Raw genomic sequence first — 19,055 nt, 5'->3', positions numbered from 1 at the left:
AGGAGATCAGCCGGAGCCGTGGGCGGCGGAACCGTCGGCGGCGTCGGTGTCGAGGCCGCGCTCGATCGCGTACCGCACGAGTTCCACCCGGTTGTGCAGCTGGAGCTTGCCCAGGGTGTTCTGGACGTGGTTCTGGACGGTGCGGTGCGAGATGACGAGGCGTTCGGCGATCTGCTTGTAGCTGAGGCCCTTCGCGACCAGCCGGAGCACCTCCGTCTCGCGCTCGGTCGGGCGCGGTGCCCCCGGCTCGTCGGGCGTCGCGGGCGCGGGCTCGGCGGCCAGGCGCCGGAACTCGCCGAGCACCAGTCCGGCGAGGCCGGGTGTGAACACGGCGTCGCCGACGGCCGTGCGGCGGACGGCGTCGATCAGCTCGGCGGTGGACGCGGACTTCAGGAGGTACCCGGTGGCGCCGGACTTGACCGCCTCCAGGACGTCCGCGTGCTCCCCGCTGGCCGTAAGGACGAGGACGCGCAGCGCGGGATCGGCAGCGACGAGTTCCTTGCAGACCTGCACACCGGGCTTCAGCGGCAGGTTGAGGTCGAGGACGAGGACGTCGGGGACGGCGGCACCGGCCCGGCGCACCGCCTGTTCGCCGTCGCCCGCGGTCGCCACCACGTCGAAGCCCGCCTCGGCCAGGTCCCTGGCGACGGCGTCGCGCCACATCGGGTGGTCGTCGACGACCATCACCCTGACCGGCGCGTCCGCGCCCGCCGCGGACCCGTCCCCTCCGTCCGCCGCGCCCCCGTGCTGCTCGTGCAGGCTGCTCATCGCTCCGCTTCCGCCTTCCCCCGGACGTCCCGCGCGGTGCGCGGCACTCTCAGTTCCACTTCCGTCCCCTGGCCGGGCACCGAGATCAGCTCGGCCGTGCCGCCGATGTCCCGCAGCCGCCCCCTGATGGACAGGGCGACGCCGAGCCGCCCCTCGCCCTCGGCCTGCGCGAGCCGCCCCCGCGGGATGCCGGGGCCGTCGTCGCGCACCGTCACGACGACGGCGTCGGGGTCGTCCTCGACCAGGATCCAGGCCCGGGCGTCCGCCCCGGCGTGCCTGCGGACATTGTCCAGGGCCGCGCCGACGGCCGCCGCGACCTCCTCGGCCGCGTGCGGCGCGAGCGGCACCACGGCGCCGGGTTCCGAGAGGGTGACCCGCGACCCCGCGTACGGCGCGAGCAGCAGGCGCAGGTCGCGCTCCGCGCCCTCACCCGGTCCGGCGGCACCGGTGCCGCCGAGCACTCCACCGGCTCGGGCAGCTCCACCGGTCCCGGCGACTCCACCGGCCCCGGCGGTTCCACCGGCCCCGGCCGCTTCTTCGGCACCGGTCTCCTCGACCACACGGACGACGGCTCCCTGGGAGGCGTCCTCCGAGACGTACGAGGTGCGGACCAGACCGCCCGCGACCAGGGTGCGCAGCGCGACCTCCTGCTCGCCCGCCATCCGGCCGAGCTCGGCTGCCTCGCCGCCGATGGCGGTGCCCCTGCGCTGCACCATGGCGAGGACCTGGAGCACGCTGTCGTGGATGTCGCGGGCCAGGCGTTCCCGCTCCCGGGTGGCGGCCTCGATCTCCAGGGCGCGGGCCAGCGTCCGCTCAGAGGCGCGGGCGACCTCCACCACGTACCCGATGGCGATGGACGCGATGCAGACCAGCAGGACGTTGTGGACGGTGTCGCGGCTGAACGCGCCGCGCTGCACCACGTTGGCCACGCCCACGAGCAGCGACGCGCAGGCCGCCCAGCGCCAGCCGCCCTTGATCGCGAAGGCGAGCACGGAGCCCGCCGTCCATATGGACGGCAGCGTCGGCCCGCCGTCGAGCACCCGCCAGTGGGCGTCCGCGACCGGCGTCAGGAGGATGCCGGTGAGGGCGACGGCGAGGTCGGCGGCCAGGAACCCCTTGGTGCAGTGCGCGGCACCGGCGACCTTGGGCAGGGTGGCGAGCGTCCAGACGGCGAGCACCGCGAAGTAGGCGACGGCCAGCCAGGGCCTGGCGAAGCTCGAGTACGCGGCCACGAAGAGCCCGATGGCGTACATCATGGTCAGCACGCGGTAGGCGGTCAGCGCACGCCAGAGCGGCTGCTCGACCGACATCTTCAGCACTTTCTCACGCCCGGCCACGCAGGCACCCACCCCCGGAATCCGCGTCCCCCCTGCACCGACGCCGCTACGAGCCGGATCGTTCCCCGCCGGAGCGCCCGACACCCGCCGAACCGCTCCGACCCTCGTCCTCGGGCCTGCCGCCGGACTCGCTGTGGTGCTCGTCGTCAGGCTTGCTGTGGTGCTCGTCGTCGGGCTTGCCGTCGGACTTGCCCTCCGGGACGGAGCCGCCCTCGGCCTGTGCCCTGGCGGCCGCCGCGGTGCGTGTGGCGGCGGCCTCCTTCTTCGCGGCCTCCTCCTTCTTCGCCGCCTCCTTGGCGGCTTCCTTCTCCGCCTTGGCCGCCTCGCTGAGCCGGCGCTTCGCCGCGGTCGCGTAGATGTCGACGTACTCCTGGCCGGAGAGCTTCATGATCTCGTACATGACCTCGTCGGTCACGGCCCGCAGGACGAAGCGGTCGTGCTCCATGCCCTGGTAGCGGCTGAAGTCCAAGGGCTTGCCGATGCGGATGCCGGGCCGCATCAGCTTCGGCATCACCTTGCCGGGCGGCTGGATCTTCTCGGTGTCGATCATCGCGACGGGGAGCACGGGAGCGCCGGTGGCCAGGGCCACCCGGGCGAGGCCGCCCGGCTTGCCGCGGTAGAGCCGCCCGTCGGGCGACCGCGTGCCCTCCGGGTAGATGCCGAACAGCTCGCCCTGCTCCAGCACCGCGATGCCGCTCCTGATGGCGGCCTCGCCCGCGCCGCGCGCCCCCGAGCGGTCCACGGGCAGCTGGCCGACGCCCTTGAAGAAGGCGGCCGTCATGCGTCCCTTGATGCCGGGCGTCGTGAAGTACTCGGCCTTGGCGATGAAGGTGACCTTGCGGTCGAGGACCGCGGGCAGGAAGAAGGAGTCCGAGAAGGACAGGTGGTTGCTCGCCAGGATGGCGGGGCCCTCGGCGGGCACGTTCTCGAGGCCTTCCACCCAGGGCCTGAAGGCGAGCTTCAGCGGCCCTCCGATGGAAAGCTTCATTGCGCCGTAGATCAAACCGAGTGCCTCCTGTGTCTGTGGATCAGACCATAACCCGAGTGGGGCCCGCGCTCCTTCCGGAGACGGCCCTGGTCGGTGTCGGTCCGGTCGCGTACGGTGAAGTACCCCCCGTAGCAGAACCACTCACCCCACGAAGGAGACCGAGGTGCCGGTGCTCCCCGGAGCCGAGCCGTACCGCCACGAGGGCGGCGAGGTCGGCGTCCTGCTGTGTCACGGCTTCACCGGATCCCCGCAGTCGCTGCGCCCCTGGGCGGAGTACCTGGCGGGCCGGGGCCTGACGGTCTCGCTCCCGCTGCTGCCCGGCCATGGCACGCGGTGGCAGGACATGCAGGTCACGGGCTGGCAGGACTGGTACGCGGAGGTGGACCGCGAACTGCGCGCGCTGACCGAACGCTGCGCGGAGGTGTTCGTGCTCGGCCTGTCCATGGGCGGCGCCCTCGCCCTGCGCCTGGCCGCACGGCACGGCGACGCGGTGCGCGGCGTGGTCGTCGTCAACCCGGCGAACAAGCTGCACGACAGGGCCGCCGCCGCCCTGCCGGTGGCCCGCTTCCTGGTGCCCTCCACCAAGGGCATCGTCAGCGACATCGCCAAGCCCGGCTCGCGGGAGGTCGGGTACGAGCGGGTGCCGCTGCACGCCGCGCACTCGCTGCGCCGGTTCTTCCGTCTGGTGGACGCCGAGCTGCCGCAGGTCACCCAGCCGCTCCTGGTCCTGCACAGCCCGCAGGACCACGTGGTGCCGCCCGCCGACTCCGCCCGGGTGCTCAGCCGGGTGTCGTCCACGGACGTCACGGAGATCCTCCTGGAACAGAGCTACCACGTCGCGACGTTGGACCACGACGCGGACCGGATCTTCGCGGAGAGCCTCGCGTTCATCGGCCGGCTCGCCCCCAGCGCAGGCAAGGAAGGGACGGCAACCGGTGGCTGAGCAGCATGACGCGGACCGCGAGGAGAGTCGCGAGGACGACAGCCGGGAGCCGTCGGAGCAGTCCGTGCCGCTCGACGAGGACGCCGCCTGGCGCGCCATCGTCGCCGGGTACGGCGAGGAGCCCACGGACCCGCCGGGCGCCAAGCCCTTCAAGTCCGTGGAGGACCTCGCGCTCCTGGAGTCGGAGAGCAACGGCACCGCGGGCACCGGCACACCCCTGGACGCCGACACCGGCGCCGACACCACCGACACCACCGCCGCCGACGACGGCAAGGTCGGCAAGAGCGGCAAGGGTGCCGACGGCGGCGCGGGGGCGGGCAAGCCGCTCGGCAGCTCGGTGTCCTTCGCGCCGGGCGTGGGCGGCGGGGGCCCGCGGGACTACAGCGCCGCGGAGGCCTCCGAGGACGACTTCGACGAGGGCGACGAGGGCCACTTCGTGCCGCCGGAGCCGCCGCCGCTGCCGGAAGCGGATCCCACCGCCAGGTTCGCCTGGCTCGCCGTCATCGGCGGTCCGCTCCTGCTGCTGCTCGCGGTGCTGCTCGGCTGGCAGATGACGTGGTGGCTGACGACGCTGGGCATCGGCGGGTTCCTCGGCGGGTTCGCCACGTTGGTCGTCCGCATGAAGGGGGACGACGAGGAGGACGACGACCCCGGGCGGGGGGCCGTCGTCTGACCCTGCCGCCGGGGCCGGGCCTGCACGTGCTCCGCTGCGCTTCACGTGCTCCGCTGCGCTGCACGTGACCCTCTGCGCTTCACGTGGCCCTCTGCGTGGGGCGCCGCCCATCGCACCGCGCGCTCGTCCTCAAGCGCCGGACGGCCTCGAACACCCCGCCCGGGGGCGTCAGGCGGGCACCCGCAGCGCTGCCAGGACCGGCAGGTGGTCCGTCGCCGTCCGCAGGTCCTCCTCCGTCACCCCGGGGAGGTCCAGCGGCACCCCGCAGCCCAGGACCTCCACGCCCGGTGTGGTGAAGATGCCGTCGATGCGCTGGTGGGGGTCGGCGGGGGTCGAGGTGTACTCGCCGCCCCAGGGGGCGGTGGCCCAGCAGTCCTGGAGTGCGTCGGCGAGGCGGCGGAAGGAACGCCCGTCGGGGCGGTCGTTGAGGTCGCCGCCCGCGACGGCGTGCTCCACGCCCATCCCGGCGAGCTGGTCGAGCAGCATCCCGCTCTGCTCGTACCGCTCCTGGCCCTGCAAGCTCAGGTGGCAGCTCAGGACACCGAGCCTGACCTTCCCGAAGCGCACGACCGCGGTCGCGAAGCCGCGCCGGTGCAGTCCCGGCGTCAGCGGGAGCAGCACGTCCTCGGTGCGCTCGACGGTGGCGCGCAGCGAGCACAGGAGCGCGGGCCCGGCCGCCGTGCCGCCGCCGGACAGCACCACCAGATCGGCGGCACGGGCGAGCCGCGCCAGCTTCTTGCGCCAGCGGAAGAACCGCGGCGCCTCCTGTACGAGCACGAGGTCGGGCGCGCACGCGGCGACCACGCGCGCGAGCGCGTCGGTGTCGTCGCGCATCGAGCGGATGTTGTAACTGAGCACCCGCACGATGACCGAACCGTCCGGTTCGGTGCGGGAGTTGGGCAGCGCGGGGGTGGGGCTGGTCGGCATGGCGATCAAGATACGTCAAACGCGGGGCCACCCTGATGATCCGGGTGGCCCCGCGTTTGACGTATCCCGATCGCCGCACCGCCCGGAACCACGCGCTTCGGCCCGCCCGGCGGTTCCAGCCCGCCCGGCGGCACCCGGTGGTCTCAGCCCGTCCGGCGCTGGAGGACGAGCGCGCGACGCGATCGACGGCACCCCGAGCCGGGGCTCACATCACGGGGTCGGGCTCACGAGCCAGATCCGCGGCGCCGACGAGCCCGGCCTTGTTCCCGAGCCGCGCGGCGATGACCTCGGCCTGCGGACGCCACTGCGCCCCCACGAGCCACCGCTTGAAGGACTTGCGGATCGGGCCGAGCACGAGCTCACCCTCGTCGGAGAGCCCCCCGCCGACGATGAACGCCGAGGGGTCGAAGAGCGAGGCCAGGTCGGCGAGGCCGGCGCCGACCCAGCGGGCCAGCTCGCGGTAGGAGTCCACGGCGACGAGGTCCCCCTGGCGGGCGGCCATCGAGATGTGCTTGCCCTCGATGCCGTCGGGGGTGCCGTCGCCCAGGGAGAGGAGGTACTCGGCGTTCTCCGGCGTGGCGTTGGCGCGCTGCTTGGCGTACCGCACGAGGGCGCGGCCCGACGCGTACTGCTCCCAGCAGCCCTGGCTGCCGCAGCCGCACAGCAGGCCGTCGGGCACCATCCGGATGTGGCCGAACTCGGCGGCGACGCCGAAGTGCCCGCGGCGCAGCTCGTTGCCGATGATGATGCCGCCGCCGAGGCCGGTGCCGAGGGTGATGCAGATGACGTTGCGGTGGCCCTTGCCGCCGCCGAACCTGTACTCCCCCCAGGCCGCCGCGTTGGCGTCGTTCTCGACGACGACCGGCAGGCCGACGCGCCGCTCGACCTCGTCCTTGAGCGGCTCCTGGCGCCAGTCGATGTTCGGTGCGAAGTACACCGTGGAGCGCTGGCGGTTGACGTACCCGGCGGCGCCGATGCCGACGCCGACGATCTCGTGCCCGGCCCGGGCGCCCTCGACGGCGGAGGCGATCGCGTCCACGATGGCCTCGGAGGTGCCGGGGGTGGGCACCTTGAACGTCGACAGGATGTGACCGTCCTCGTCGACCACTCCGGCCGCGATCTTCGTGCCGCCGATGTCGACGCCGATGGTGAGTCCCATGAATCCCTCAGTTCGATCGAGCCCCGCTACGGCCCACCGTACCCGAGGAGGGGGTCAGTCCAGATCGATGTGTTCGCCCGGCCCGGGGCCCTCCTCGCGGCGTTCGGCGCCGCCCGGGGTGCTCGGCCCGGCGTCGTCGCGCGTCCAGCGGCCCTCCTGCCGGGTGACCGCGCTGCGGTAGGCGGCGAGCAGCTCGGAGCCCGCCGCGGCGAGGTGGTCGAAGACGTCGGGGTTGCGCTCGATGACGGGCTCCACGGCCGCCTTCGCCTGCCGCACGACCTGCTGCACCGTCTCCTGCACGGCCCCCTGGGCGACCGCGCCGAGCAGCGGCGACTGGAGCCCGGCCAGCTTGTCGGAGACGGCGTCGACGAGCTTGCGCAGCTCCTCGGCGGCCGATCCCTGCGGCGAGCCGTACTGGGCACGGCGGCGTGCCTTCTCGGCCGCGAGGTCCTCGGCGCAGGCGGTGGCCCAGGCGTCGCCGTCGGGGGCGGCATCGGGGGCGGCGTGCGGCTCAGCGGCGCTCTCCGGCTCGGACCCCTCGGGCTTCTCCGGCTCCGACGCGTCGGGCTTGTCCGGCTCGGACGCGTCGCGCTCGATGGCATCGCTCATGACGGGCTGACTCCTGCGCAGGGCCGACGTTTTCGTACTCTCGACGTTACCCGAACGGCGGCACGGCGTTCATCGGGTACGGGGCCACAGATCGGGGTCGGGGGCGAAGCGGATGCGCAGGGCGCCCTCGTGCAGGCCCGCGCCGGTGACGGTGCACCGGCGCAGCGCGGACGGCAGCGGAACGACGCGCCGGAAGGGGCCCACGGTGACCACCAGTTCGTCGCCCCGCCGGACCAGGTGCAGCTCGTCGCGTACGGCGCCGGGCAGCGGGATGGACCAGGTCAGCAGGGAGTCGGTGGCGAGGGAGTCGACGACGGGCCAGCGCACGGGGTCCGTGTCCCGCGCGGGGCCCGGCACGCCGAGGGCGGCGAGGTCGTCGGTGCCCCGGGGGTCCTGGCCGCGGTGGGCGACCACGTGCGTGCGGTGCTGCTGCGCCCACGCGCCGAGCGCCTTGTCCTGCTGCGCGTGGAGGGCGGCGAGCCAGGTGGTGGCGTCGTGGGGCTGCGGCAGGACCCGGTTGGCGACGAGGCTCTCGACGCCCAGTCCGTACAGGGCGAGGCCGGTCGCGGTGCGCTCCACGGCGTCGGCGCCCGCCGGGCCCGGCTCGGCGACGAGGCGGACGCTCGTCGCGGGGTCCTCGATCACGGCCTGTGCGGCGGCGAGCGCGGCCTCCCAGCGGGCGGCGGCCTCGTACAGCGAACCGGTCGGCACGGGCACGCCCGCGAGCCGTCCGAGCACCGGGCGCAGGGCGCGGGCCGCCTGCCGCTCCTGGGGCAGCAGCCTGCGCAGATAGCGGCGCAGCTGCGCGGGGAGGGCGAGCAGGGCGAGGGCCCTCGGGGCGGCGGGGAGGTCGACGACGACGGTGTCGTACGCCGGTTCGCCGGAGGTCGCGGGTGCCGCCGCCGCGCGCAGGGCGCCGAGCAGGGCGAGGTCCTGTGCGCCCGGCAGCGGGGTGAGCTCCTCGTCGTCCAGGCGGTCGGCGCCGAGCAGGTCGAGGGCGGGGCGTGCGTGCTCCTGGAGGGCGAGGAGGCCCGCCCGGAAACCGGCGTCCGGGTCCGGGCGCACCGCCGTCAGGCCCGGGGCCACCTGCTGCGGCCGGGGGCCCGTGGGGGTGCCCAGGGCGGCGCCGGGGGTGTCCGTGGCGTCGGCGGACAGGAGCAGGGTGCGGGCGCCCGAGCGGGCTGCGGCGAGCGCCGTGGCGGCGGCGAGGGTGGTACGGCCGGCGCCGCCGGGGCCGGTGACGAAGAGGGTGCGCATGCGGGGGCAGTTTACGGTGGGCGCCCGGTGCCGCCGCCGCCAGGCCGCAGGGGACGGCGGGGAGCTGGTGGGCTAGGCCGCCGGGCCGGACTCGACGCGCTTCTTGAGGCCCGCGAGGGCGCGGTCGATGATGACCTTCTCCGCCTTGCGCTTGATCATGCCGAGCATGGGGATCTTGACGTCGACGGTCAGCTGGTAGGTGACCTCCGTGCCGGTGCCCGCCTGCTTCAGGAGGTAGGAGCCGTCGAGGGAGCGCAGCATCTGGGACTTGACGAGGGTCCAGGAGACCTCGTGGGCGCCGGTCCAGGTGTACGCGAGGGTCTGGTCGTCCTTGATCGCGCCGGCGTCCATGACGAGGCGGACCTGTTCGGCGCGGCCCGCGCCGTCGGTGGCGAGGACGTCGGCCTCCTTGACCTCACCGGTCCACTCCGGATAGCGCGCGAAGTCGGCGATCACTCCCATGACGTCGGCCGGTGCCGCCTCGATCATGATGCTCGAGCTGGTGTATTCCGCCATCGCCGTGGCTCCTCCAGATGCGGTCCGGTGCGGGTGCAGTGCCTGCCGCGTGAAGGCTACCGCGCACCCGGCGGGCGACGGTCACCCGCTCCACTCCAGGGCCCAGGGCCGCCCCGACCCGGCGAAGTGCCCGACGTTCACGCACTCCGTGGAGCCGATCCGCATTCGCCGCACCAGGGGCTGGTGCACATGCCCGAAGAGGGCGTACCGGGGGCGGGTGCGCCGGATGGCGTCCAGGAGCGCGCGGCTGCCGCGCTCGAAGCGGCGCGCCACGGTGTCGTAGACGAGCTCGGGGACCTCCGGCGGGATGTGGGTGCACAGCACGTCGACCTCGCCGACGGCCTCGATCTTGGCGGCGTACTCCTCGTCGCTGATCTCGTACGGCGTGCGCATCGGCGTCCTGAGGCCGCCGCCGACGAAGCCGAAGACACGGCCGCCGATCTCGACGCGCTCCCCGTCGAGGACAGTGGTGCCGGCACCGGCGTATTCACGCCATAGCTGCGGCATGTCGACATTGCCGTAGGTGGCGTACGTAGGGGTGGGGAGAACGGCGAACAGCTCGGCGTACTGCTTGCGTACGGCGCGCTCCACGGCGGGGCCGCGGTCCAGGCCCGCCCACAGGGAGGCGCCGAACGCACGGGCCTCCTCGAAGCGGCGGGCGGTGCGCAGCTCCACCAGGCGGCTCGCGTTCTCCCTGCCGAACAGGTCGGGGAAGATGCCGCGCCCGTGGTCGGCGTAGTCGAGGAAGAGCACCAGGTCACCCAGGCAGATCAGGGCGTCCGCGCCGTCACCGGCGCGGGCCAGGCCCTCGGTGTTGCCGTGCACGTCACTGACCACATGGACCCGGAAACCTCGCATGCCGATCACCTTAGGACGAGCGGTCGGCACCGGGCCAGGGCGGTCGCCGTCCGCAGCGGGGCGGCCCCGGGCCGGGCGCGGGCGTCGGACCTGCGATGACGTCCGGGCCCCGCCCTCTGGTTACTTCCGAGTCAGGAAGTCCGTGGCGTACTGTGCGGTTCAGACCACAACGTCGTGTGACGCACGGAACATCTGGGCCGACCCCCCTACCGAACCAGCCATACCGATGGGTAACGTCCGGGCAGTCCAGTAGTGCTCAGCCCCTCAACGAAATCCTGAGGAACCCCCCGAGCCCCCCCGACTGAGCACCTGCCCGACCTTGGACCGCACCGTCGCATCGCACAACGTCGTGGCGCCGGCGCCCTATGTAGGAGCAGCAGTCTTGCGCGAGTTCAGCCTTCCGGCCCTGTACGAGGTCCCCGCGGACGGCAATCTGACCGACATCGTCCGCAGAAACGCCGCGCAGCACCCGGATGTGGCGGTCATCGGCCGCAAGGTGAACGGCAGTTGGCAGGACGTCACGGCGACGGCGTTCCTCGCCGAGGTGCGCGCCGCCGCGAAGGGTCTGATCGCGGCGGGCGTCCGGCCCGGTGACCGGGTGGCCCTGATGTCGCGCACCCGCTACGAGTGGACGCTCTTCGACTTCGCGATCTGGAGCGCCGGCGCGGTCAGCGTGCCGGTGTACGAGACCAGCTCGGCCGAGCAGATCCAGTGGATCCTCGGCGACTCCGGCGCGGTGGCCTGCGTGGTGGAGACCGACGCGCACGCCGCCACGGTGGAGTCGGTGCGCGTGGCCCTGCCGGCCCTCGCCCATGTGTGGCAGATCGACCGGGACGGCGTCGCGGAGCTGAACCGGGCGGGGGCGGAGGTCTCCGACGCGACCCTCGACGAGCGCGGCGCCGTCGCGGGCGCCGACGACCCGGCGACGATCGTCTACACCTCCGGCACCACGGGCCGCCCCAAGGGCTGCGTCCTGACCCACCGCAGCTTCTTCGCGGAGTGCGGCAACGTGGTGGAGCGCCTGAAGCCGCTGTTCCGTACCGGCGAGTGCTCGGTGCTCCTGTTCCTGCCCGTCGCGCACGTCTTCGGCCGCCTGGTGGAGGTGGCCGCCCTGATGGCCCCCATCAAGCTCGGCCACGCGCCCGACATCAAGCATCTGACGGACGAGCTCGCCGCGTTCCGGCCGACCCTGATCCTCGGTGTGCCGCGGGTCTTCGAGAAGGTCTACAACGCGGCGCGCGCCAAGGCGCAGGCCGACGGCAAGGGCAAGATCTTCGACAGGGCCGCGGACACGGCGATCGCCTACAGCCGCGCCCTCGACACCCCGAGCGGGCCCTCCCTCGGCCTGCGGATCAAGCACAGGCTCTTCGACAAGCTGGTCTTCAGCAAGCTGCGCGCGGTGCTCGGCGGGCGCGGCGAGTACGCCATCTCCGGCGGCGCCCCGCTCGGCGAGCGCCTCGGCCACTTCTTCCGCGGCATCGGCTTCACCGTCCTCGAGGGCTACGGCCTCACCGAGTCCTGCGCCGCCACCGCCTTCAACCCCTGGGACCGGCAGAAGATCGGCACCGTCGGCCAGCCGCTGCCGGGATCGGTCGTGCGCATCGCCGACGACGGCGAGGTCCTGCTCCACGGCGAGCACCTGTTCTCGCACTACTGGAACAACGAGGGCGCCACCGAGGAGGCGCTCGCCGACGGGTGGTTCCACACCGGGGACATCGGCACCCTCGACGAGGACGGGTACCTGCGGATCACCGGCCGCAAGAAGGAGATCATCGTGACGGCCGGCGGCAAGAACGTCGCGCCCGCCGTGCTCGAGGACCGCATCCGGGCGCACGCGCTGGTCGCGGAGTGCATGGTCGTCGGGGACGGGCGGCCGTTCGTGGCGGCGCTCGTCACCATCGACGAGGAGTTCCTCGGGCGGTGGGCCGCCGAGCACGGCAAGCCCGCCGGGGTGAGTGCCGCCTCGCTGCGGGAGGACGGCGAGCTGCTCGCCGCGGTGCAGCAGGCCGTGGACGACGGGAACGCGGCGGTCTCCAAGGCGGAGTCCGTCCGCAAGTTCCGGGTCCTTCCCGCCCAGTTCACCGAGGAGTCCGGGCATCTGACGCCGTCCCTGAAGCTGAAGCGGAACGTCGTCGCGAAGGACTACGCGGACGAGATCGAGGCGCTGTACCGCGGGTAGCGGTGGCGGGGCGCCCACGCGCCGTGGCGGCCCGCGCTGTCGTGCGGCTGCGGCCCATGGCTGATCGATCGCGGCGGAGCCGCACGGCGACGCAGCCCCGCCCCCTTCAGGGGCGCGGGAACCGCGCGACCGGCCCACCGCGGCGGCCAGTCGCGCGACGACCCCGAGCCGCACCCCCTGAGGCGCTACAGCAGTTCCTTGAGCCTCTCCGCCAAGAGGTCCCACCGCCATCGCTCCTCGACCCACTGCCGCCCCCGCTCCCCCATCCGCTCCCGCAACTCGGCGTCGGCGAGCAGCGCGAGAATCCGGTCGGCGCAGTCCTCGGCGGAGCCGCCGCGCACGACCCACCCGGTCTCCCCGTCGAGCACGGCGTCGGGCGCCCCGCCGGAGTCCCCGGCGACAACCGGCAGCCCGGTGGCGGAGGCCTCCAGGTAGACGATGCCGAGGCCCTCGACGTCGAGGCCCCCGCGCCGGGTCCGGCAGGGCATGGCGAAGACGTCACCGGCGCCGTAGTGCGCGGGCAGCTCGGCCCAGGGCACGGCCCCGGTGAAGACGACGGAGTCCGCGACCCGGGTCTCCGCGGCGAGCTTGCGGAGCTCGTTCTCGTAGGGCCCGCCGCCGACGACGAGCAGCACGGCGTCGGGCTCCCGCGCCAGGATCCGCGGCATGGCGAGGATTAGCGTGTCCTGCCCCTTGCGCGGCACGAGCCGCGAGACGCACACGATCACCGGCCGCTCGCTCAGCCCGAGCCTCGCCCGTACGGCGTCGCCGCCCGAGCCGGGGTGGAAGGTCTTCTCGTCGACACCGGGCGGCAACTGGACCATGCGCCCGGCGGCGGCCGGGGTGAGCGCCGCGGCGATGCGGGAGCGGGTGTACTCACCCAGATAGGTGATCGTGTCGGTCGACTCGCCGATGCGGCGCAGGAGTTGCCGCGAGGCGGGCAGTTGCGCCCAGCCCGCCTCGTGCCCGTGGGTGGTGGCCACGAGCCGTCGCGCCCCTGCCCTGCGCAGCGCGGGCGCCATCAGTCCGAGCGGCGCGGCCGCCCCGAACCACACGGACGTACAGCCGTGTTCCCGCAGCAGGGAGACCGCGCGGCGGGTGACGCGGGGTGTGGGCAGCAGCATCGTCGTGGGGTCGCGGACGACCGCGAAGGGCTGCTCGGCGTCGAAGGCGGCGGTGGCCTCCGCGCCCTCGTGGCCGCGCTTCCAGGTGGAGGCGTAGACGACGATCTCGGACGGGTCCAGGCGCAGCGCCATGTTGTGCAGGAACGCCTGGATGCCACCGGGCCTGGGCGGGAAGTCGTTCGTGACGATCAGGGTCTTGTGCATCGCCGCCGAATGTACCGGCCCGGCGCCCTCCCCCGCCGCACGGCCCCGCCTCGTCCCCCCGCCCGGCCCCGCCCGGCATCATGACCTTCCGAACCCCACGGAAATACGACAAAGCGGGCTAGGTGCACATGACGGGCACAGCGGAGATGTCGAGCGCGGCGGAGATGTCGGGCACAGCGGAGATGTCGAGCGCGGCCGATCTGTCGAGCGCGGCGGAAGTGCCGGACCCGGTGCCTCGCGAGTCGCCCGGGCTGCGGCTCCTCGCCGTCTGGGTCGTCACCCGCGGGCTGCTCCTGCTCTGCGTGCTCGGGGTCCTGACCGTCCCCGGCCCGGACGTCACCAGCGACGTCTCCTTCATCTACCAGGGCTGGTACGAGGTCCTGCGCACCGGCACGTTCCCGCTCGACGACGTCACCTGGCAGTACCCGCCCGCCGCCGCGCTCGCCGTGCTCGCCCCCGGCGCGCTGCCGTTCCTCGGCTATCCGGCCGCCTTCTTCCTGCTGTCCTTCGCGGCCGACGCGGTGGTGACGGTGCTGCTCGGGTACGCGGCCGCGCGGCCCGGCAGGACGCCGCGGGGCGTGTGGGTGTGGACGGCGGGGGTGGCGGCGCTCGGGCCCACCGCGTACGCCCGTTACGACCTGATGGTGACCGCCGTCGCGGTGGCCGCCCTGCTCGCGGGGGCGGGGCGGGCCCGCACCATGGGGGTGCTCGCGGGGGTGGGCGCGGCGGTGAAGGTGTGGCCGGTGCTGCTGCTCGCGGGCGTCCCGCGGGGGCGGGCCGTCCGGCGTTCGTGGACGGCCGCCGTGGCCACGGCGGGCGGTGTCGCGCTGCTGTTCTGGGCGGCGATGCCGGGCGCGTTCGCGTTCCTGGCCTTCCAGCGCGACCGGGGCACGGAGATCGAGTCGCTCGGCGCCCTCGTCCTGCATGGGGCGCGCCACCTCGGCTGGCCGGGGACGGTCCAGCTCAACTACGGCTCGGTGGAGTTCATCGGCCCCTGGGTGCCGCTGGTGAGCGGCCTCGCGCAGGGGCTCTCGGTGGCCGGGCTCGGGTGGCTCGTGGTGTGGCGGGCGCGGGCAGGTGTGTGGGGGCGGGCCACGGCAGCGGACGCGGCGTTCACGGCGGTGCTCCTGTTCACCACGACGAGTCGGGTGATCAGTCCGCAGTACATGCTGTGGCTGGTGGGGGTCGCCGCCGTCTGCCTGTCCTTCCGCGACAGCCGGATGCTCCGCCCCACCGCCCTCGTCCTCGCGGCCACCCTGGTGACGTTCCTGGAGTTCCCCGTGTGGTTCTCGCACGTGGTGGCGAGCGACGCGCTGGGGGTGGGGCTGCTCGTGGTGCGCAACGGTCTGCTGGTCTGGGCGACGGTGCTTGCCTGCCGGGAGCTCCGGCGTGGCTCGGTGCCCGCGCGGCGCGCCCCACGAGGCCCTACAGCAGCTCCCCCCGCAGATACTCCCGCCACCGCGCCGTGAAGTCCTCCACCGTCGTGCCTAGCACATCCCGCAGGGCGCCCTCGACGGCGGTCGCCCGCTGCTTGTGGCGGCCCACGGCCTCGTAGAAGGCACGGAGCTTCTCCTCGCCCCAGTCCTCCGCGATCATCCGGCAGGCCAGCCAGGACCCTTCGTAGGCCCGCGCGAGCCCCCCCGCGTCACCGCTGAAGCCGAAGGCGTCGTCCGTGGGGAGGGTGGCGGGCAGGCGGCCGTCGACCACCGCGCGGCGGAGTTCGGGGGCGGCCTCCTCGGGGTCGCGGTCGGTGCCGCGGTAGCCGACCCAGTCCGCGAACCCCTCGGAGAGCCACAGCGGGGTGGCCCGCGAGGTGGCGGCGCGGGTCGCCACATGGGTGGTCTCGTGGGTGAGGACGACCTGGCGTCCCAGTTCGCCGAGGACGCCGTACGCCTCGGGGTTGAGGACGATGCGGTCGGCGGGCGCCCGGCCCGAGCCGCCCGCCTCGCCCGTGGTCACCGCGGCGATCCCCTGGTAGCCGGAGGCGGGCGCGCCGAGGAGACCGGCCATGTTGTCCAGGGACTTCGGTACGAGGACGACCACCTTGCCCGGCCAGGGCCCGCGCCAGGCGTCGCGCACGGCGGGCACCGCCCGGTCCGCCAGCTCCGCGTACCGCCGCAGCTCGGCCCGCTCCCTGCCCACCCCGAGCACCAGGCTGTGGGTGCCGCGCACGGCGCCGACCCGGCCCTGGTCCCACAGCTGCTCGACGGCCTTCTCCGCGGGGCGCTCCGAGGTGACGTACCAGCGTCCCGCGCGCCGTTGCAGGGTCAGGGTCCGGTCGGCGGTCAGCGGGGCGCGGTCGTAGCCGGCGACGCGGTAGCCGAGGGCGGCGGTGACGGTGGCCCGGGTGCCGTCGCGCTCGAAGTCCTCGAGCCGGTAGGACCAGGACTTCAGGGGGACGTCACGCAGGTTGTCGTAGTCGGTGGCGGAGCCGCCGGTCGCCCGGTACGCCCGGGGGTCGCGCTCCAGGACGGCCGTCGCGCGCCGGTCGAGCAGCCGCCGCACGTCACCGGGCGCGCGGTGGGACTCGTCCCCTCCGGCGCAGCCCGTGAGGCCCGCGGGCGCGAGGACGGCGAGGCACACGGCCGCGCCCGCCACCGCCCGCCCGCCGTGCCGCCGCGTCCCCGTACGCCCCCACCCATGCCCACGCCCTCGACCAGCCACGTTCCGATCGTACGGGGGCGGCCCGCGAACCCCGCGGCCGTGCCCGGGCGGGCCGGGCCCACCGCGTCCCGCGCCGGACGCGGCGGCCGGGGCCCGTCCGTCAGACGCGGGTCACCGAGGACACCGGCATCATGCCGACCGGGTCGTAGCGCACGGTGGCGCCGGGGTAGGGCGCGTGCACCACCTGGCCGTTGCCGACGTACATCCCGATGTGGCTGGCGTCCCCGCGGTAGGCGACGAGGTCGCCGGGCTGCGCCTGGCCGAGCGGCACCCGCCGGCCCGCGCCCGCCTGGGCCTGCGAGGTGCGGGGCAGACCGACGCCCGCCTGCCCGTACGACCACTGGGTCAGGCCCGAGCAGTCGAAGCCGGTGGGGCCGTTGGCTCCCCACACGTACGGCTTGCCGACCGCCGAGCGGGCGGCGGCGATGGCCGCGGCGGCGCGGCCGGAGGCCGGGGCGCCCGCGCCCGCGCCCGTGGGGTCCGGCGCTGTCTCCCGTGCCGAGCGGGACGGCCGGCCGGAGCCCTCGTACCCCTCGCGCTCCTTCTCGGTCAGCGAGTTGAGCAGCTGCCGGGCCTTGGCGAGTTTGCTCTCGACGGTGCGCTTGTGGCGGGCGACGGTCTTGCGGCTCTTCTCCAGGGCCGCGAGTTTCACGGTGGCTTCGGCGCGTTCCTGGGTCAGGGCGCGCTGGGCCCGCTGGAGCTTGGTGAGTTCACCGCTCTGCCGGGCGCTCATGCGGTCCAGGGCGGTGGCCCGGTCGAGGTAGCGGTCGGGGTCCGAGGACAGCAGCAGGGCGAGCGCGGGGTCGATGCCGCCCGAGCGGTACTGGGCCCCGGCGAGGGACCCGAGGGCGCCGCGCATCGTGTTGATGCGTTCCTGGCCGCGGGCGACCTTGTCCTTGGCCCGGTCGACCTCGGTGCGCAGCCGGTCCGTGAGCTCGTCCGCCTTGTTGTACGACTCCGTTGCCCGCTCGGCCTGCTCGTACAGGCGGTCCACCTCGGCCTTGGTGTCGGACCGCGGCTCCTGCGGGGCCGCCCCCGCGGGTACGGCGGCGAGGGCCGCCGCGGTGGCCGCGGCGGACAGGACGGTGATGGTGGCGGTGCGTACGCACCGGTCGGGACCGGTGGGTGCTGCGGGACGGCGATGGGACCCCACGGGTAGCCGCTCTCCCTTCCGCTGGAACGTCACTCCGCGCGCGGCGGAGGGCTGCCGGTCCCCCGCGCGGGGCGGGGGCTGCGCCCCGGATGTCGGGGAACGCGCGCGACAGTAGCGGCGTGATTGCGTCCCGGCCAAAGACCTCAGGCGCCCGCGCATGCCGACGCCCCGCCTCAGACGCAGGTCATCGGCAGGGCGCGGGGTCAGCGTGCGTTATCGGAATTCGCCCGATCGGACGGTGTGACCGACACGGGCCGGGGGGCGGCACCCGGGTTCGGGGCCGCGTCCGGGGACGGGGCCGGAGGTCGGGTCCGGATCAGCGTCGATCAGCGCCGACCCGTGTCGGTCAGTGCCAGTCAGCGCTTGCCAGTGCCGGTCAGTGCTTGCCCAGCGCCGGTCAGCATCGGTCAGCGTCGGTCAGATGCGGACGCCGAACTGGAACGGCATGTTGTTGATCGACTCGTAGCGGACCACGGTGCCGGTGCGCGGCGCGTGCAGGACCTGGCCGTTGCCCGCGTAGAAGCCGACGTGGTGCAGGTCGCCGTAGAAGATGACGAGGTCGCCGACGCGCAGGTCGCCCTGCGAGGCGATGCGCGTGCCGTAGTTGGCCTGGGCCTGCGAGGTGCGCGGGATGTTCATGCCAGCCTGGGCGTAGGCCCAGGAGGTGAGGCCGGAGCAGTCGAAGGAGCTGGGGCCGGTGGCGCCGTAGACGTAGGGCGAACCGAGCTTGCTCTGCGCGGCGGCGTAGGCGGACGCGGCGCGGCCCGAGCCCTTGCCCGCGCCCTTGGGCGCTTCGCCCTGCGACGCCTGGCCCTGCTTGTCGAGGGCCTGGCGCTCGGAGTCGCGCGAGGCGCGCTCCTCCTTCTGCTTCAGGGCGGCGCGCTCCGCGGCGGAGAGGGTGTTCAGGAGCCGCTGGGCCTCGCCGAGCTTGCCCTGGACCTCACGCTTCTTCTTGCCGAGTTCCGTGCGCGTGGTGGCGAGGTCCTCGAGCTTGTCCGTGGCCTCCTTGCGCTGCTGCGCGAGCGTGCGCTGCTTGGCCTGGATCTTCTTCAGCGCCTCGGCCTGCTTGGTGCTCAGCTGGTCGAGCGCGGAGGCCTTGTCGAGGTAGGTGTCCGGGTCGGAGGAGAGGAAGAGCTGGAGGGAGGGGTCGATGCCGCCCGAGCGGTACTGGGCGCTGGCGAGCGAACCGAGGCCGCCGCGCAGTTCGTTGAGGTCGTCCTGGCCGCGGGCGACCTTGTCCTGGAGGGTGTCGACCTGCTTCTCCAGCTTCTGCTGCTTCTCCTTGGCGCCGTTGAACTTCTCGGTCGCCTTCTCGGCCTCTTCGTAGAGCTTGTCGACCTTGGACTTGACCTCGTCCTTGCTCGGCTTCTCGCTCGGGGCGGCGTTGGCGGCCTGCGAGGTGAGTGCGACGGCCGCGGCCGCGGTCGCGGTCAGCACGGTCACACGGGCGCGGCCCGGCTGCTTGGGTCGACGGTGTGACGCCACGAAGGCGGCTCCTTCGATGAGTGATCAACAGAGCGGAGGTCTGGGCGTGACCCTAGTGACCTGCTGATGATCAGATCAAATCCTGACCGGGAAAAAGTCAGCCGCCGAGCGTTTTCTTTACGAAGAATCCACGTTCGGTAACAGTCAATTGACGCTCCGTCTCGCGCACGCGTGAACCAATTCGGGCATACGGTACGGGAGTCGCGGATGG

The 19,055-nt window shown here is 73.8% G+C and carries 17 protein-coding genes; 4 read left to right on the top strand and 13 right to left on the bottom strand.

Translation table 11 applies throughout. From position 1 onward, the window contains the following. Positions 1-6: 6 nt before the first annotated feature. Genes ACH4DX_RS04415 through ACH4DX_RS04405 form a run of 3 tightly spaced genes read right to left on the bottom strand, consistent with a single transcriptional unit; the run spans position 7 to position 3,093 of the window. Positions 7-768 carry a response regulator gene (locus ACH4DX_RS04415; protein WP_398153940.1) on the bottom strand — a complete coding sequence of 254 codons (762 nt, stop codon included), beginning with the start codon at positions 766-768 and terminating at the stop codon, positions 7-9. Continuing rightward, complete coding sequence (gene macS, locus ACH4DX_RS04410; RefSeq protein WP_398153939.1) at positions 765-2,105, bottom strand: MacS family sensor histidine kinase; 1,341 nt, start codon at positions 2,103-2,105, stop codon at positions 765-767. Before macS ends, ACH4DX_RS04415 begins: the two co-directional genes overlap by 4 nt. Before the next feature lie 46 nt (positions 2,106-2,151). Beyond that, the gene (locus tag ACH4DX_RS04405) at positions 2,152-3,093 is read right to left on the bottom strand and encodes a lysophospholipid acyltransferase family protein (protein WP_398153938.1); all 942 of its coding nucleotides are present in this window, start codon (positions 3,091-3,093) and stop codon (positions 2,152-2,154) included. Positions 3,094-3,256: 163 nt separating this feature from the next. On the opposite strand from ACH4DX_RS04405, the gene ACH4DX_RS04400 reads away from it, so the two are divergent. Further along, positions 3,257-4,036 (top strand): alpha/beta hydrolase, encoded by a 780-nt coding sequence (locus ACH4DX_RS04400; protein WP_398153937.1) that lies wholly within the window; start codon positions 3,257-3,259, stop codon positions 4,034-4,036. Continuing rightward, positions 4,029-4,709 carry a hypothetical protein gene (locus ACH4DX_RS04395; protein ID WP_398153936.1) on the top strand — a complete coding sequence of 227 codons (681 nt, stop codon included), beginning with the start codon at positions 4,029-4,031 and terminating at the stop codon, positions 4,707-4,709. The genes ACH4DX_RS04400 and ACH4DX_RS04395 overlap by 8 nt, the downstream gene beginning before the upstream one ends. A gap of 168 nt (positions 4,710-4,877) precedes the next feature. Here the strand turns inward: ACH4DX_RS04395 and ACH4DX_RS04390 are convergent, their stop codons facing one another. The 6 genes from ACH4DX_RS04390 to ACH4DX_RS04365 all read right to left on the bottom strand — a co-directional run bounded on the left by ACH4DX_RS04390 (position 4,878) and on the right by ACH4DX_RS04365 (position 10,035). Further along, complete coding sequence (locus ACH4DX_RS04390; RefSeq protein WP_398153935.1) at positions 4,878-5,636, bottom strand: endonuclease/exonuclease/phosphatase family protein; 759 nt, start codon at positions 5,634-5,636, stop codon at positions 4,878-4,880. Positions 5,637-5,841: 205 nt separating this feature from the next. Next, positions 5,842-6,795 carry an ROK family glucokinase gene (locus ACH4DX_RS04385; protein WP_398117669.1) on the bottom strand — a complete coding sequence of 318 codons (954 nt, stop codon included), beginning with the start codon at positions 6,793-6,795 and terminating at the stop codon, positions 5,842-5,844. Positions 6,796-6,849: 54 nt separating this feature from the next. Continuing rightward, on the bottom strand, positions 6,850-7,404 hold the full coding sequence (locus ACH4DX_RS04380) for a DUF5304 domain-containing protein (protein WP_398153934.1): 555 nt from the start codon (positions 7,402-7,404) through the stop codon (positions 6,850-6,852). Between the two features lie 69 nt (positions 7,405-7,473). Beyond that, complete coding sequence (locus ACH4DX_RS04375) at positions 7,474-8,661, bottom strand: ArsA family ATPase (RefSeq protein WP_398153933.1); 1,188 nt, start codon at positions 8,659-8,661, stop codon at positions 7,474-7,476. Positions 8,662-8,733: 72 nt separating this feature from the next. Continuing rightward, a complete protein-coding gene (locus tag ACH4DX_RS04370; RefSeq protein WP_398153932.1) occupies positions 8,734-9,177 on the bottom strand; it encodes an SRPBCC family protein in 444 nt (147 codons plus the stop codon). 81 nt (positions 9,178-9,258) lie between these two features. Continuing rightward, the gene (locus ACH4DX_RS04365) at positions 9,259-10,035 is read right to left on the bottom strand and encodes a metallophosphoesterase (protein ID WP_398117662.1); all 777 of its coding nucleotides are present in this window, start codon (positions 10,033-10,035) and stop codon (positions 9,259-9,261) included. A gap of 382 nt (positions 10,036-10,417) precedes the next feature. Between ACH4DX_RS04365 and ACH4DX_RS04360 the strand changes: the two genes are divergently transcribed. Further along, entirely contained in the window at positions 10,418-12,214 is a 1,797-nt protein-coding gene (locus tag ACH4DX_RS04360; protein ID WP_398153931.1) for an AMP-dependent synthetase/ligase, read from the top strand. Between the two features lie 185 nt (positions 12,215-12,399). Here the strand turns inward: ACH4DX_RS04360 and ACH4DX_RS04355 are convergent, their stop codons facing one another. Further along, a complete protein-coding gene (locus ACH4DX_RS04355) occupies positions 12,400-13,542 on the bottom strand; it encodes a glycosyltransferase family 4 protein (protein WP_398117659.1) in 1,143 nt (380 codons plus the stop codon). A gap of 128 nt (positions 13,543-13,670) precedes the next feature. Here ACH4DX_RS04355 and ACH4DX_RS04350 point away from each other — a divergent pair, with 128 nt between their 5' ends. Beyond that, positions 13,671-15,011: a glycosyltransferase 87 family protein gene (locus tag ACH4DX_RS04350; protein WP_398153930.1), complete on the top strand. Its 1,341-nt coding sequence runs from the start codon at positions 13,671-13,673 to the stop codon at positions 15,009-15,011. On the opposite strand, the gene ACH4DX_RS04345 is transcribed toward ACH4DX_RS04350, so the two are convergent. From ACH4DX_RS04345 to ACH4DX_RS04335, 3 genes are all read right to left on the bottom strand, one after another. Further along, positions 14,968-16,206 (bottom strand): hypothetical protein, encoded by a 1,239-nt coding sequence (locus ACH4DX_RS04345; RefSeq protein WP_398153929.1) that lies wholly within the window; start codon positions 16,204-16,206, stop codon positions 14,968-14,970. The genes ACH4DX_RS04350 and ACH4DX_RS04345 overlap by 44 nt on opposite strands. Positions 16,207-16,306: 100 nt before the next feature. Beyond that, positions 16,307-17,359: an NlpC/P60 family protein gene (locus ACH4DX_RS04340; protein WP_398117653.1), complete on the bottom strand. Its 1,053-nt coding sequence runs from the start codon at positions 17,357-17,359 to the stop codon at positions 16,307-16,309. A gap of 417 nt (positions 17,360-17,776) precedes the next feature. After that, positions 17,777-18,844 (bottom strand): NlpC/P60 family protein, encoded by a 1,068-nt coding sequence (locus tag ACH4DX_RS04335; protein ID WP_398117651.1) that lies wholly within the window; start codon positions 18,842-18,844, stop codon positions 17,777-17,779. Positions 18,845-19,055: the final 211 nt, after the last annotated feature.

The sequence above is a fragment of the Streptomyces sp. NPDC017940 genome, from assembly GCF_044328435.1.
In the GTDB taxonomy this organism is placed as follows: domain Bacteria; phylum Actinomycetota; class Actinomycetes; order Streptomycetales; family Streptomycetaceae; genus Streptomyces.
The sequence above is the reverse complement of the archived record's forward strand: the minus strand, read 5'-3'. Positions and strand labels throughout refer to the sequence as shown.

Coding starts and splice junctions, on each gene's coding strand:
- ACH4DX_RS04375 (WP_398153933.1), bottom strand. CDS start 8,661: ATGCGCACCCTCTTCGTCACCGGCCCCGGCGGCGCCGGCCGTACCACC.
- ACH4DX_RS04365 (WP_398117662.1), bottom strand. CDS start 10,035: ATGCGAGGTTTCCGGGTCCATGTGGTCAGTGACGTGCACGGCAACACC.
- ACH4DX_RS04405 (WP_398153938.1), bottom strand. CDS start 3,093: ATGAAGCTTTCCATCGGAGGGCCGCTGAAGCTCGCCTTCAGGCCCTGG.
- ACH4DX_RS04370 (WP_398153932.1), bottom strand. CDS start 9,177: ATGGCGGAATACACCAGCTCGAGCATCATGATCGAGGCGGCACCGGCC.
- ACH4DX_RS04355 (WP_398117659.1), bottom strand. CDS start 13,542: ATGCACAAGACCCTGATCGTCACGAACGACTTCCCGCCCAGGCCCGGT.
- ACH4DX_RS04390 (WP_398153935.1), bottom strand. CDS start 5,636: ATGCCGACCAGCCCCACCCCCGCGCTGCCCAACTCCCGCACCGAACCG.
- ACH4DX_RS04350 (WP_398153930.1), top strand. CDS start 13,671: ATGACGGGCACAGCGGAGATGTCGAGCGCGGCGGAGATGTCGGGCACA.
- ACH4DX_RS04385 (WP_398117669.1), bottom strand. CDS start 6,795: ATGGGACTCACCATCGGCGTCGACATCGGCGGCACGAAGATCGCGGCC.
- ACH4DX_RS04380 (WP_398153934.1), bottom strand. CDS start 7,404: ATGAGCGATGCCATCGAGCGCGACGCGTCCGAGCCGGACAAGCCCGAC.
- ACH4DX_RS04415 (WP_398153940.1), bottom strand. CDS start 768: ATGAGCAGCCTGCACGAGCAGCACGGGGGCGCGGCGGACGGAGGGGAC.